Source organism: Halosaccharopolyspora lacisalsi (assembly GCF_014137975.1).
GTDB classification, from domain to species: domain Bacteria; phylum Actinomycetota; class Actinomycetes; order Mycobacteriales; family Pseudonocardiaceae; genus Halosaccharopolyspora; species Halosaccharopolyspora lacisalsi.
Genome location: NZ_JACGWZ010000006.1, coordinates 91,388 through 104,762 on the forward strand (window position 1 = coordinate 91,388; position 13,375 = coordinate 104,762).

General features: G+C 69.0%; 11 protein-coding genes. 1 reads left to right on the forward strand and 10 read right to left on the reverse strand.

Translation table 11 applies throughout. The features are described 5' to 3' along the window. Positions 1-15: 15 nt before the first annotated feature. The 3 genes from FHX42_RS19305 to FHX42_RS19315 all read right to left on the reverse strand — a co-directional run bounded on the left by FHX42_RS19305 (position 16) and on the right by FHX42_RS19315 (position 3,119). Positions 16-867, reverse strand: a complete 852-nt coding sequence (locus FHX42_RS19305; protein ID WP_182545846.1) for a metal ABC transporter ATP-binding protein — start codon at positions 865-867, stop codon at positions 16-18. Between the two features lie 16 nt (positions 868-883). Continuing rightward, positions 884-1,837, reverse strand: a complete 954-nt coding sequence (locus FHX42_RS19310) for a metal ABC transporter solute-binding protein, Zn/Mn family (RefSeq protein ID WP_328796421.1) — start codon at positions 1,835-1,837, stop codon at positions 884-886. Between the two features lie 178 nt (positions 1,838-2,015). Continuing rightward, complete coding sequence (locus tag FHX42_RS19315; RefSeq protein ID WP_182545847.1) at positions 2,016-3,119, reverse strand: ABC transporter ATP-binding protein; 1,104 nt, start codon at positions 3,117-3,119, stop codon at positions 2,016-2,018. A gap of 208 nt (positions 3,120-3,327) precedes the next feature. Between FHX42_RS19315 and FHX42_RS19320 the strand changes: the two genes are divergently transcribed. Continuing rightward, the gene (locus tag FHX42_RS19320; protein ID WP_182545848.1) at positions 3,328-4,428 is read left to right on the forward strand and encodes a LacI family DNA-binding transcriptional regulator; all 1,101 of its coding nucleotides are present in this window, start codon (positions 3,328-3,330) and stop codon (positions 4,426-4,428) included. A gap of 160 nt (positions 4,429-4,588) precedes the next feature. Here the strand turns inward: FHX42_RS19320 and FHX42_RS19325 are convergent, their stop codons facing one another. From FHX42_RS19325 to FHX42_RS19355, 7 genes are all read right to left on the reverse strand, one after another. After that, positions 4,589-6,220, reverse strand: coding sequence for a polyamine aminopropyltransferase (locus FHX42_RS19325; protein ID WP_182545849.1), 1,632 nt, complete (start codon positions 6,218-6,220; stop codon positions 4,589-4,591). Between the two features lie 48 nt (positions 6,221-6,268). Beyond that, positions 6,269-6,694 carry a DUF350 domain-containing protein gene (locus FHX42_RS19330; RefSeq protein ID WP_182545850.1) on the reverse strand — a complete coding sequence of 142 codons (426 nt, stop codon included), beginning with the start codon at positions 6,692-6,694 and terminating at the stop codon, positions 6,269-6,271. A 21-nt stretch (positions 6,695-6,715) separates the two neighbouring features. After that, positions 6,716-7,786: a hypothetical protein gene (locus tag FHX42_RS19335; protein ID WP_182545851.1), complete on the reverse strand. Its 1,071-nt coding sequence runs from the start codon at positions 7,784-7,786 to the stop codon at positions 6,716-6,718. Beyond that, positions 7,783-8,220, reverse strand: a complete 438-nt coding sequence (locus FHX42_RS19340) for a DUF4247 domain-containing protein (protein WP_182545852.1) — start codon at positions 8,218-8,220, stop codon at positions 7,783-7,785. Before FHX42_RS19340 ends, FHX42_RS19335 begins: the two co-directional genes overlap by 4 nt. A gap of 24 nt (positions 8,221-8,244) precedes the next feature. Further along, the gene (locus FHX42_RS19345) at positions 8,245-8,853 is read right to left on the reverse strand and encodes a DUF4178 domain-containing protein (RefSeq protein ID WP_182545853.1); all 609 of its coding nucleotides are present in this window, start codon (positions 8,851-8,853) and stop codon (positions 8,245-8,247) included. A 151-nt stretch (positions 8,854-9,004) separates the two neighbouring features. Further along, a complete protein-coding gene (gene otsB / locus FHX42_RS19350; protein WP_220480589.1) occupies positions 9,005-11,569 on the reverse strand; it encodes a trehalose-phosphatase in 2,565 nt (854 codons plus the stop codon). A gap of 135 nt (positions 11,570-11,704) precedes the next feature. Next, positions 11,705-13,162, reverse strand: coding sequence for an alpha,alpha-trehalose-phosphate synthase (UDP-forming) (locus FHX42_RS19355; RefSeq protein WP_182545855.1), 1,458 nt, complete (start codon positions 13,160-13,162; stop codon positions 11,705-11,707). Positions 13,163-13,375 lie beyond the last annotated feature (213 nt).

Here is a 13,375-nt window from a genome sequence, read left to right on the forward strand (position 1 = left end):
CGTCGATCAGCTTGTTCACTTCTGTTCCGTTTCGTGCACGTGGTGGTCCTGCTCGTTGTCGGTGCCGGCGACCACGAGTCGCCCGCCGACGCGGGCGACCTCGACGTCGGTGCCGTAGAGCTCGGACAGGGTCTCGGAGTTCATCACCTCGTCGGGCGTGCCGATCCGGAACCTGCCGTCGACGAGGTAGAGCACCCGGTCCACCAGCGGCAGCACCGGGTTGATCTCGTGGGTGACGAACAGGACCGCCGCCCGCGACTCGCGGGCCTGCCGGGCGATCAGGTCGCTGACCCTGCGCTGGTGCGACAGGTCCAGCGACAGCAGCGGCTCGTCGCAGAGCAGCACGTCCGGTTCGCCGACCAGGGCCTGTGCGACACGCAACCGCTGTTGCTCACCCCCCGACAGCAGGCCCAGCGGGGTTTTCGCGTACGCGCTCGCCTCGACGGCGTGCAGGGTCTCGGCGACCCGTCGCTTGCGCCTGGCGCGTCCGCGCAGCCCCATCCCCCAGTGGTGGCCGTCCAGTCCGAGCCCGACGAGGTCGCTGCCACGCAGGGCCAGGGAGTCTTCGAGCGCCCGCTGTTGCGGGATGTAGCCGATCCTGCTGTTGCCCCGGTGCGCGGCCGTGCCTGCGATCTCGACCGTTCCGGAGGAGAGCTGCTGCAGGCCCAGCAGCACCCGCAGCAGGCTCGTCTTGCCGGATCCGTTCGGCCCGAGGATCGCCAGGAACTCGCCCGGTTCGACGTCGAGGTCCAGGCCGTTCCACAGGGTTCGGGAGTCGTAGGCCAATCCGGCCTCGCGCAACCGCACTGCCGAGTCGTGGAGCGGTGGAGCCTGCTGGTGCGTGAGTGGTTCGGGGTGGGCGGTCATCTACGGGTCCTGTTCGTCAGGCGGGGTTGTCCAGGGCGGTTCGCAGCTTCGAGATCCGCGCTCCCATCCATTCCAGGTAGGTCCGTCCCTCCGGCAGGCTCTCGCCCATCTCGACGACGGGGATCCCGGCGTGCTCGGCCTGCGACTCGATCCGCTTGGTCAGCGGGGAGGAGGTCTGCGGGTTGTGGACCAGGACCGCGGCCCGGCCGGACTTCACCAGGTCCCGGACTCGGGCGGTCGCCGCCGCCGAGGGATCGTTGCCCGACTCCACGGAGTGCACGAAGGACGGGGGAGTGATGTCGTTCAGTCCGGCCTGCTCGAGCAGCAGGTCGGCCACCGGTGCGGTGGCCAGCACCTGAGCGCCGCCGTGCGCGGACTTGATCCGGTCGACCCGTCCCTGCAGTTCCCCCAGGCGGCTGTGGAAGGTCTCCGCGGACCGCTGGAACGTCGCGGTCTCGGCGGGGCGCAGTTCGCCGAGTTTGCCGGTGATCTTTCCGGTCATCTCCTGGACCGCGGACAGGTCGTACCAGACGTGCTCGTTGCCGGAGTGCTCGTGGCCGTGCTCGTGGCCGGAGGATCCGTGCGGTGACTCGACCGCGCGCACGGTCGGGACGCTCCGGCCGTTGCCGGACAGGGTCTGGGGGATGAAGCTGTCGTAACCACCGCCGTTGTAGATCACGAGGTCGGCGTCGAGGATCTTCGCGGCGTCGCGCGGGGTGCTCTTGTAGGAGTGCGGGTCGGCCTCGTCGTTGCTGATGACGGGTTCGACCTCGACGGCGTCACCGCCCACGGCCTTGGCGACGCTGCCCCACATGCTGGTCGAGGTCACGATCTTGAGCTTGTCGCTCCCGGAGCTGTCCGACGAACCTCCCGAAGCGCAGGAGGTCACCGCCAGTGCGGTCGTGATCAGTGTCGCCACCACGGTGGCGGTTCGAGTGCGGCGACGACGTCTGTAGCTGGCGGTCCTCACGGCCCCTCCTCGTCCGCGGACGGTGTGTCACGCGAGAGTACTAACGCAGGAAATGGAAATCGTTGTCATCTGCACTCTACGCTTACACCGAGCGGGAATCCACCCGAAGGAGGGAACTCGGATGTGAGCATGACTACGCCCCCGCGGAAACGGGGGCGCAGGGAGGAGCGGTGGGTGTTCAGTGCACGAGGCGGTACCCGGTCTCGGGGTGGAAGAGGTGGACCTCCTCGGTGCTGCGCAACGTGACGGCGATCTCGTCTCCCAGTCTTGGCGGGGTGCGTCCGTCCACGCGGACGACGAACCGCTCCGGGGAACTGTCCGTGGAGCCGTGGACGAGGGCGTCGGCGCCGAGCTCCTCGACGAGTTCGACGGTCATGGACAAGGTGGCGTCGGCGGCCTCCTCCGTCGAGGTCAGGCGCAGCGACTCCGGGCGGATTCCCAGGGTGACCTCGCTGATGCCCTCGGCGGCCGCCGCCGACAGCGCGGTGCGCGGCAGGGCCAGGGTGTGGCCGTCGAGCACCGCTCCGTCACTGCCCAGCGGCACGGTCCGCAGGTTCATCGCCGGCGATCCGATGAATCCGGCCACGAAGGCGTTCGCGGGCCTTTCGTAAAGTTCGCGAGGGGTGTCGACCTGCTGTAGGAGGCCATCGGCGAGCACGGCGACCCGGTGACCCATCGTCATGGCCTCCACCTGATCGTGGGTCACGTACACCGTGGTCGTACCCAGCCGCTGCTGGAGTGCGGCGATGTTGGCGCGGGTCTCCACCCGCAACTTCGCGTCCAGGTTGGACAGCGGTTCGTCCATGAGGAACACGCTCGGCTCGCGCACGATGGCCCGCCCCATCGCCACCCGCTGCCGCTGTCCGCCGGACAGGGCCTTGGGCTTGCGGTCGAGGTGGCCCTCCAGGTCGAGCATTCGTGCCGCGTCGGTGACCTTCTCCTTGATCACGGTCTTCGGGGTCTTGCGCAGCTTTAGCGCGAACCCCATGTTCTCCGCGACCGTCATGTGCGGGTAGAGCGCGTAGGACTGGAACACCATCGCGATGTCGCGGGACTTCGGCGGTGTGTTGGTCACATCGGTACCGCCGATGCTCACGCCTCCCTCGTCGATGTCCTCCAGGCCCGCCAACATCCGCAGCGCCGTCGACTTGCCCGAGCCGGACGGGCCCACCAGAACGAGGAACTCGCCGTCGGCGATGTCGAGGCCGAGTCCGTTGACGGCCCGCACGGGTGGGCTGCCGGGGAATACCCGGGAAGCGTTGGCGTAGGCGACCTCGGCCATGTGTGACGCACCTTTCATCGGGTACCGGTAGTGGCCAAGCTAGCGAGAAAGATGAGTTAAGTCACGCTCTGAAGAGTGATAAGTTCACCCGTGGAGGTACTACTGAGCGTGTTGCCGGGGCATTCGGAGCCAGGTGGATGCGGTAACGTACCTGATAACCGAGTCATCCATCCTTCACCTGGGCGTACTGAACCGTTACGGTTCCTGCATGGTGCGGTCCATGAATGCCCGGCGACCGGCAACGCTCGCCTCCCTGGCGGCGGAGTTGGGGGTCTCCCGAACCACGGTCTCCAACGCCTACAACCGGCCCGATCAGCTCTCGCCGGAGTTGCGCAAGCGTGTCCTGGACACCGCGCGCAGACTCGGTTATCCGGGGCCGGACCCGGTGGCGCGGTCGCTGCGAACGCGTAAGGCCGGTGCCGTGGGGCTGCTGCTGACCGAGAACCTCTCTTACGCCTTCCGCGACCCCGGTGCGGTGGTCTTTCTGGAAGGGCTGGCGTTGGCCTGCGAGGACGCCGGACACGGGCTGCTGCTCGTGCCGGCCAGTCCCGAGCGGGAGGACGTGGCGGCCGTGCACCGCGCCGGCGTGGACGGTTTCGTCGTCTACTCCGTGCCCGACGACGATCCGCACCTGGCGGCGGTGATGGAACGTCCGGTTCCGGTGGTGATCTGTGATCAGCCCAACCTGGAATCCATCGACCGCGTCGGCATCGACGACTCCCACGCGATCAAGACGATGGCCGAGCACCTGATCAACCTCGGGCACCGCAGGATCGGCGTGTCGTGCATGCGGCTGGCGCGGGGGCGCAACGACGGGATCGCCTCTGTGCAGCGGCAGGCCAACGCGAGCTTCCACGTGCAGAAGGCCCGGCTGACCGCGTTGGCGGAGGCGTTCAGCGAGGTCGGGGTCGACTGGGAGCAGGTACCGGTGGTCGAGCGCTTCGACCACACCACCGCGTCGGGGGCCTCGGCGGTCAACCAGCTGCTGGAGATGGACCCCGAGATCACGGCCGTCGTGTGCACCTCGGACATCCTCGCGCTCGGTGCCCTCGACGAGGTCCGCGAACGCGGTCGGCGAGTGCCGGAGGATCTGACCATCACCGGTTTCGACGGGATAGTCGAGGCCGAGCGGGCCGGACTGACCACGGTTCGTCAGCCCATCCTGGAGAAGGGGCGGGCCGCGGGACGCCTGCTGCTGGACACCAGCGAGCCGGGGCGTCCCCGCGAGGTGCGGCTGGAGACGCAGCTGGTCACCGGTACCACGGCGGCGTCACCCCGATCCGTCGAGGAACGCTGGTTCGGCTTCTGACGACGGCGCTCGGACGCGTCCCCCGCACGTGGGCGGGTTCGGCGGTTTCGCGCGAAACCGGGTAGGCACCCAGCGGGACGAGGTGGTTGTCGGCTCGGGTCGGCCCGTGGGGCCGGAGACCGCGATTCCGGTGGTTCCCGGTCGCGGTCACCCCGCTGCTTCAGTAGTTCTGCCACTGGCTGCGTGAGTAGTCCAGGATCGTGGGGTGCATCAGGGTCGAGGCCTCGATGCCGCGCATGCGGTCGCGGTCCGGGGGGAAGTTGGTCGCCGCGCGCAGCGTGGCCCGATTCAACGACTGCAGTGGTGGGGCGTCCGCGGGCAGCCGCAACTTCGGCGGTGTGCCGTCTGCGTGGGCGAGCTGGAATCCCCACTTGCCGAAGGTCGGCACCGACACCGCGTAGGGCACCGTGGACAGTCCGGCCTTGCGCATGGTCTTCTCGATGCACCAGAACGCCTCGGGGGCGAAGTACGGGGAGCCCGACTGCACGTTGATGCGTCCGCCCGGAGCCAGTGCGTGCCGCGCCAGCGCGTAGAACTCCGCCGAGTACAGCTTCGACGTCGCCGTCGAGTCCGGATCGGGCATGTCGACGAGCACGACGTCGTAGCGCTGTTTGTTCTGCCGCAGCCAGGTGAAGGCGTCCCCGGCGATCGCGTCGACGCGCGGATCCTCGAAGGCGTGGTCGTTCAACGAGGTCAGCCGTGGGTTGGTGCGGGCCAGTTCGAGCATCGCCGGGTCCATCTCGACGAGCGTGGCCTGCTCGACGTCCGGATAGCGCAGTACCTCCCGCAGGGCGAGGCCGTCGCCGCCGCCGAGGATCAGCACGCGGGAGTGGTCGCCGACCATCGCCGGGTGCACCAGCGACTCGTGGTAGCGGTACTCGTCCACGGAACTGAACTGCAGATCCCCGTTGAGGAACAGCCGCGTGTCCTCGGTACCGCTCAGCAGTGACCGCGAGTGCGTCATCACGATTTCCTGGTACTGGGTGCGCTGCGCGTAGACGATGGGATCCGCGTAGAGGGCCTGCCGCGCGGTCGTCTCGAACTCGTCGGCGAGCGCGTAGGCGCTGCCCAGCACACCCCCGACCATCAGCGCGGCCACCACCAGCAGCGCGAGGACCTTCCGGGACAGTGCCCTGCGGTAGACCGTCAGCACCAGGCCGAGCCCGGCCGCGGCATTGATCATGCCGACCAGCAACGCGCCCTGGATCTGTCCGAACAGCGGGAGCAGCAGGAAGGGGAACGCCAGGCCGCCGACGAGCCCACCGACGTAGTCGGCGGCGAACAGGTCGGCCACCGCCGAACCGGCGGCCTGCTGCCTGATCCGCTGCAACAGCACCATGAGCAGCGGAATCTCGGCGCCGATGAGCACGCCCAGCACCAGTGCCGTGGCGATCAGCGCCGGCATGTACAGACTCAGCCAGGCGAACGCGGCGTAGAGTCCCAGCACGCTGAGACCGCCGATCAGCGCCAGCAGGATCTCCACGGCGGCGAACGCGGCGGCGGCCCACCGTTGCAGGGGCTTGGCCACCAGCGCCCCGACGCCCATCGCGAAGACCATCAGCGACAGCACGATCGAGGCCTGGCCGACGGTGTCCCCGATCAGGTAACTGCCGAGCGCGACCAGCGCCAACTCGTAGACCAGGCCGCACGCGGCGCAGATGAACACCGCGACCAACACCGCTGTCCGCGACACGCGCCCGCGCGGCCCCGCGTGAGCGGTTCCGTCCTCGGTTCCGGTGTCGTCATCGTGGTCGGTGTCGTGGTCGGTGCTGGCTTCAGTGCCGGTGGACATGGTCTCGAGTTTTCATGGCCGGGTCGAGGGTCCGGGAACGGGGGCTGGTCACCAGATGGCGGCGGCGATGATCACGGCGATCACCACGTGGGCGCCCGCCGAGACCCAGGTACCGGGGTGCAGGCGCTCGGTGGCGAGCTCGTCACCGAGCTTTCCGGGGGTCAGCGCGTCGATGATCAGGAAGGCCAGGCTCATCAGGATCAGCCCGAGCAGACCGTAGGCCAGCGATGCCAGCAGCCCGGCGACGAGGTCGTTGGGGCTGGCCGCGATCGCCGTGGTCAGCACGACGCCCACGCCGATCAGTCCCGAGACCAGCAGGAGGGCGGCGTTCGGATTGCGGTGCACCCAGATCAGGTCACTGAGCTTACCCGGAGTGGCCAGGTCCACGAGGACGTAGCCCAGAGCCATCATCGCTACACCGAGCACGCCGTAGGCGACCGCAGCCGCCAGGCCGGGGAGAATTTGCTGGAGCAAGGTGATGCCTTTCCTGACTGGTCAGTGTGGGGGTCGGTTCGGTGGCGGGCCCGGAGGTGGCCCGGGTGGTGGGCCCTGGGGTGGCCACTGTGGTGGCGGCGGCCCCGGTGGTGGTCCGCCCTGGGGATACCCGCCCGGTGGGGGAGGTCCGGGTGGTGGCCCTTGGTGACGTGGCGGTGGCCCGCCTTGCGGTGGCGCTCCTTGATGGGGCGGTGGAGGCCCGCCCGGAGGCGGTGGGTCCGGTTCCTGCTCGGCCCGCTGCTTCTGCCGCGACATCCCGACGAACCCGAACACCAGGGCGGCCGCGGTGGCCGTTCCCAGGAACCCGAGCGATACCCAGATCCAGACGGCTCCCGAGCTGCCCTCGGCCGGTGGCAGCGGCTGGTCCGGGCCGGTGCTCGGCGTGTCGGATTCCGGCGGCCTGTCCTTCAGCACGCCGGATTCGGTCATCAGCAGCGGCAGCGCCTTCGCGGCGTGGCCCGTCGTGGCCACCGGCGCCCCGATGAACGTCTCGGCGTCGATGCCGAGATCGGCGAAGTCGTAGCTCTCCGGAAGCCGGGACTCCGTGAAGTCGTTCGAGCCCACCACTTCGAGGTCGACGCCGCTCCACTCCGAGGCCGACGCAGAGGTGTAGGCGACGGTGGCCCGGACCTCGACCCACCGCCGGCAGGTGTTGGCGGGGGTGTTCGGACCGCGGCTGGATCCCCGGTCGAAGCTGGAGGGCGGGTCGGGCTCGTACGAGCTCCGTGAGTCCTCGCTGCCGTCGATGAGCTTCCAGCCGAAGCAGATCCCGTAGCGCTGTTCCGCGCTCGACAGCTCCTGGGACAACTTCCGCGAGTCCTCCGGGCTGAAGCGCGGGATCGGCTGTCCGGAGTAGTACTCGGACTTGGTGTACGTGTCGCTCTCGTCGCCCTGGAAGCTGGCCGTCTCGTCGGAGTCACTGCCGAACAGCGCGTTGAGCAGGATGGGAGTGCCGATGAGGAAGGCGAACACCACGGCGCATCCGATGCCCGCGCTGTTGCCCGACTGGGCCGCGTGCTGACCGGACGTCGAACCGGGTCGTTCGGGATGCTGTTGGATGCTGCCGTTCATTTACCCGATCCCGGGCCTCGACCTCGGAAACTCTGGCCGTAGGGGCTGCCCCAGCCCCAGAAGCCACCGACGTGGCTGTGGTAGTGCCGATAGGCCTTGTCGATCTCCATCACGTGGATCACCGATCCCCTCTTGCGGGGTTGGACGATCACGGCGTCCTCGTCGTAGCGCAGGTAGATCCCGGCGCCGTCGGTGTTCTGCGAGATCGGTTTCCACGCGGAGGTGATCTCCCTGGACACCCGACTGGGGGCCTTGCCGCTGGTGTACGCCTTGTTGTCGTCGTCGCCGCGGTGGTCCAGCTGCGTGGCCCGGGTGTAGTGGTTGGCCACGTAGCCGCGCACCCCGGTGCCGCTGGAGAAGATCGTCACCAGCGCGATGATCAGCGCCACCACGGCCGTCATGCCCGCGATGACGAACCAGAACTTGGGTTTCATGGCAGGAGCTCGGTTCCTTCCCCGTCAGTCCGCTGTCGGGTAGATGCGCACGTCGTAACGGGTGAGCTCCTCGCCCCGACTGGCCTCCCAGCCGGCTTCGCCGTAAGCCTCGAAGCTCAACAGCGATCCGCCCGGGCCCTCGTAGTCGTGGTACTGCATCGTGCCGTGCTCGTCGAGACCGGTGGTGGCCTCGCTGCGGAACGACGCCGTTCCGGACTCCTCCGAGCGGTAGGTCCGGTGCTCCACCTCGATCTTCGACGCTCCGGGACGCAGCTCGTCGGCATCGTCCAGCGGTTTCCACAGGGACAGCGACAGGTCCGGGTCCTCCTCGACCCCGAGCCAGACCTGCGTTCCCTTGGAATCGTCGAGCAGGTGTTCGGACCAGGTCCAGCCGCCCTCGGACAGCCGCAGGCTGCCGCGCACGGTGTAGGCGTCACCGCGTATCTCGACGATGTCCCCGGCCTTGAGCTCGCGCGGGTCGCCGCGGAGCGAGTCCTGGTCGCCGGTGTGGAACGGGTCGGTCGGTCCGCTGCGCTCAGTGGTGGTGCTCCGGGTCGACCGGCTCCACAACACGTACCCGATCACCACGAGGATGACCAGGACGACGACAAGGATGGCTAGCCACGTGTACACGCCCCCACCTTTCACATGATTCGACGAACTCCGACGAAGGGTAGTAGGCGCGGTCGGGCGTCGTACGGGGAACGGGTCAATTCGGGGGAGGTTTACCGAACCGTGTCACGGGGCGGGTGATTTCGCCGGAACCATCCGCCCCGTGACGAGGTCAGAGAGACAGCAACTGCGCGCAGCGGATGAGCCCGAGGTGGGAGTACGCCTGCGGGTGGTTGCCCAGGGAACGTTCCGCGATCGGGTCGTACTCCTCGGGGAGCAGGCCCGTCGGCCCGGCGTTGTCCACGATCTGCTGGAACAGCTCCTCGGCCTCGGTGCGCCGCCCCGTCAGCAGGTAGGCCTCGATCAGCCAGGTGGCGCACAGGTGAAAGCCGCCCTCGTTGCCGGGCAGCCCGTCCTCCCTGCGGTAGCGGTACACCGTCGAACCGCTGCGCAGCTCGGACTCGATCGCCGTCACGGTGGCGTGGAAGCGCTCGTCGCTCGGGTCGATCAGCCCGGACAGCCCCACGTACAGCGAGGCCGCGTCCAGATCGGACCCCTCGTAGGCGGTGGTGAACGCCTGGACGTCGGGGTGCCAGCCGTTCTTGAGCACGTCGTGGGCGATCTGGTCCCGCAGCTGCGTCCAGCCGGGTTCGGCGGGCAGGCCGTAGGTGTCGGCCATCTTCAGCGCGCGGTCCAGCGTCACCCAGCACATCACCTTGGAGTACACGTGGTGCCGCGGCACGTCACGCTCTTCCCAGATGCCGTGGTCGGGCTCGAACCAGCGCCGCGAGACGGCTTCGGCCATGCCCCTGACCAGTTCCCAGTCCGCGTCGCGGACCGTGCCGGTGGCCGCGGCCAGGTGGGCCGCCAGCTCCACCACGGGGCCGAACACGTCGAGCTGCACCTGCTGGTCGGCGAGGTTGCCGACACGGACCGGTCGCGACCCGGCGTAACCGGGAAGACTGTCGAGCACGGCCTCCGGTCCCAGGCTCGTGCCACCCAGCGAGTACAGCGGGTGCAGCCGCTCCGGCCCCGGAAGGGACTCCATCACCCCGTGCAGCCAGTCGAGGAAGCCCTCCGCCTCGACGGTGGAGCCCAGTGACACCAGCGCCTGCATGCTCATGGCTCCGTCGCGCAGCCAGCAGTAGCGGTAGTCCCAGTTGCGCACGCCACCGATCTCCTCCGGCAGCGACGTCGTCCCCGCGGCCATGATGCCGCCGGTGTCGGAGTTCCACAGCCCGCGCAGCGTCAGCGCCGACCGCGCGACCAGGTCGGATTCGCGGGGCGGGAGCGTGAGCGAGTTCAGCCAGTCCGACCAGTAGGAGTCGGCGACCGCGCGCCGCTGAGACTCGGTGCGCTCGGAATCGGCGAGGTCCTCGCTGCCGCACCGCATCTCCAGCACGACCGGGCCGGTCTCGCTCATGTCGAGCGTGGTGCGGGCGGACTCGTGCATCCCGTCGGAGGTGATCTCCCACTGCACGCCCGGCGAGTACAGCACCATCGGTTCCGAGGTGCCCAGCACGCGCAGCCCTCCCGCTTCGGGTGCCAGCCGCACGGGGACCTGCCCGAACTCCGGGCGCGGCACGAACTCGACGAACGCCCGGGTGTTGCCGCTGATCGTGCGGATCAGGTTGGTGTTGTGACTCTCGGTGTCGTGCTCCAGGTAGTCGGTGACCAGCAGCCGCGACCACCGGGTCTCCACGGTCATGGTGCCGGGGACGTAGCGCTGGCCCAGCGGCAGCGTGCTGCGGGGACTGCCGTTGCCCGCCTCGGGCTGAATGTCCGGCCCGACGGAGAAGTGCCCGGCGCTGGGGCCTCCGAGCAGGTCGGCGAACACCGCCGAGGAGTCCGGCCCCGGGTGACACATCCAGGTCACCCGTGCGTCCGGGGTGAGCATCCCGACCGTGCGCTCGTTGGCGAGCATGGAGATCCGCTCGATCGCCGGAGCCTGCTCCCCGTAGAGCCAGGTGCGGCGCTCCTCCATGAGCACCGCCAGCGCGGTGGCCACGTCGGTGGTGTCGGTGACCCGGTGCGTGGCCAGGCTCTCGCCCTCGCCGATCTTGATGCCGATGTCGGGACCGTGCAGCCGGGCGAAGGCCTTCTCGTCGGTGACGTCGTCGCCGAGGAACAGCGTGGCGGTCGCGCCGACCTGGTGGCGCAGCGCCTCCAGCGCGTTGCCCTTGTCGGTGGCCACCACGGCCAGCTCCACGACGGCCTTGCCGTCGGTGACGTGCACGCCTTCCCAGGTCGCCGGTCCGGAGCGGACCGAGTCGAGCACCTGCTCGCCGACCTCGGGGTCGGCCCCCCGGACGTGCACGGCCACGCTGGCCGGTTTGGCCTCCAGCTTCACGCCGCGCTTGCCGCGGGTGAGGTCCTGCAACGTGCGCTGCAGGCTGGTCCGCAGCTGGGTGGCCTCCGGGTCGAGTTCGTGGACGAAGCCGACGTCGAACTCCGAACCGTGACTGCCGACGAGGTGGACCTCGGCGGGTAACCGGGACAGGGTCGCCAGGTCGCGCAGCGCCCTACCGGAGATCACGGCGGTGGTCGTGGTGGGCAGGGACGCCAGCGAACGCAGTGCGTGTACCGATTCTGGCAGCGGTTTGGCCTGACTCGGGTCGGCCACGATGGGCGAGAGCGTTCCATCGTAGTCGCTGGCGACCAGCAGACGAGGCACGCGCGCGAGCTGCACGAGCATGCGTCGAAGCTCGGCGGGGAGGGCTTCGGCGGTCAACGCCATACTCCTGTGGAGATCGTCGGGGTGATATCGGCTATCGACCGGTCGTGTCGAGTCGGACCCGCCTTCCGGCGGTGGCCGCGGACACTGACCGCTGGTGGACAGTATGTCGGTACGGGGACAGGTCCGCCTTCCACACTAGTCCGCGAAGGGAGCACCCAGCGCTTCGAGGAACGATCGCGCCCATCGGTCCACATCGTGAGTGAGCACTTGCCTACGCAATGCACGCATCCTACGGCGGCCTTCGGCCTCCTCCACGTCGAGGGCCGCGAGCAGGGAGTCCTTGACCCCGTCCAGGTTGTGCGGGTTCACCAGGAACGCGCTCGTGAGCTCGGCGGCGGACCCGGCGAACTCGCTGAGCACCAGGGCGCCGCCCAGGTCGTTTCGGCAGGCCACGTACTCCTTGCACACCAGGTTCATCCCGTCGCGCACCGGCGTGACCACCATGACGTCGGCCGCGCAGTAGAAGGCGGCCAGCTCCTTCTTGTCCACCGAGGTGTGCAGGTAGTGCACGGCGGGATGACCGACCCGGCCGAACTCGCCGTTGATCCGGCCGACCTCGCGCTCGATGTGCTCGCGCATCTGCTTGTAGTGCTCCACGCGCTCCCGGCTGGGCGTGGCGACCTGGATCATGGCGACCTCCTCGACCGAGATGCGTTCCTCGGCGAGCAGTTCGTGCAGGGCGTTGATCCGGACGTCGATGCCCTTGGTGTAGTCCAACCGGTCGACACCGAGCACGATCCGCCGCGGGTTGCCGAGCTCGACGCGGATCTCCTTGGCCCGCTGCTGGACCTCCTTGGTGCGAGCGAGCTGGTCGAGTTCGGACGAGGCGATCGAGATCGGGAACGCGCCCACGCGCACCGTGCGGTCACCGACCTGCACCACGCCGGGACGCGAGCGCACACCGACCTGACCGCGACTCGGTTCGAACCCGCCCAACCTGCGAGCCAGCCACAGGAAGTTCTGCGCACCCCCGGGCCGGTGGAAGCCGACCAGGTCGGCCCCGAGCAGCCCGCGCACGATCTCGGTGCGCCACGGCAGCTGCATGAACAGCTCGACCGGCGGGAAGGGGATGTGCAGGAAGAACCCGATGCGCAGGTCCGGGCGCAGTTCCCGCAGCATCGCGGGGACGAGCTGGAGCTGGTAGTCCTGGATCCACACGGTCGCGCCCTCGGCGCTGACCTCGGCGGCGGCCTCGGCGAAACGCTGGTTCACCCGCTGGTAGGCGTCCCACCAGGAGCGGTCGAACACCGGCGGTGCGACCACGTCGTGGTACAGCGGCCACAGGGTCGCGTTCGAGAACCCCTCGTAGTACTGGCGCAGCTCCGAGCCCGACATCGGGACCGGGTGCAGGTGCAGGTCACCGTCGTCGAAGGGGTCCACGTCGATGTCGGCGACGCCGGGCCAGCCGACCCAAGCTCCCCGCCGGGCACGCAGGAACGGTTCGAGTGCGGTGACCAGCCCGCCGGGGCTGTGCTTCCAACGTTCGGTTCCGTCGTCGAGGCGCTCCAGGTCCACCGGCAGCCGGTTGGCGACGACGACGAAGTCCGCACCTGTACTCACCGGTGCATGCCTCCTCAAGTTGACCTTGCCCATCTGCTTACCCGCTGGCGAGACTAGCCAATCGTGCAATTCGGCGCGTGGTTCGTGTGGTGCAACACAGCACGTGATCCGGGACGCAGGTCGTGGATCTTCTGGAGGTGAGGAAGCGGGGGGACGAGCTGTTCGTCCGCACCGGTCGCCCGGCGAGCGGCGAAGCCGCCCACCGCACGTGCGTGGTCGGACCCGGTAGACCCCGCGGGGCTCTCG

What these genes read in the sequence shown, in the direction of transcription:
- FHX42_RS19320 (WP_182545848.1), top strand. Translation starts at nt 3,328, where the DNA reads ATGGTGCGGTCCATGAATGCCCGGCGACCGGCAACGCTCGCCTCCCTG.
- otsB (WP_220480589.1), bottom strand. Translation starts at nt 11,569, where the DNA reads ATGGCGTTGACCGCCGAAGCCCTCCCCGCCGAGCTTCGACGCATGCTC.
- FHX42_RS19340 (WP_182545852.1), bottom strand. Translation starts at nt 8,220, where the DNA reads ATGAAACCCAAGTTCTGGTTCGTCATCGCGGGCATGACGGCCGTGGTG.
- FHX42_RS19305 (WP_182545846.1), bottom strand. Translation starts at nt 867, where the DNA reads ATGACCGCCCACCCCGAACCACTCACGCACCAGCAGGCTCCACCGCTC.
- FHX42_RS19325 (WP_182545849.1), bottom strand. Translation starts at nt 6,220, where the DNA reads ATGTCCACCGGCACTGAAGCCAGCACCGACCACGACACCGACCACGAT.
- FHX42_RS19355 (WP_182545855.1), bottom strand. Translation starts at nt 13,162, where the DNA reads ATGGGCAAGGTCAACTTGAGGAGGCATGCACCGGTGAGTACAGGTGCG.
- FHX42_RS19315 (WP_182545847.1), bottom strand. Translation starts at nt 3,119, where the DNA reads ATGGCCGAGGTCGCCTACGCCAACGCTTCCCGGGTATTCCCCGGCAGC.
- FHX42_RS19335 (WP_182545851.1), bottom strand. Translation starts at nt 7,786, where the DNA reads ATGAACGGCAGCATCCAACAGCATCCCGAACGACCCGGTTCGACGTCC.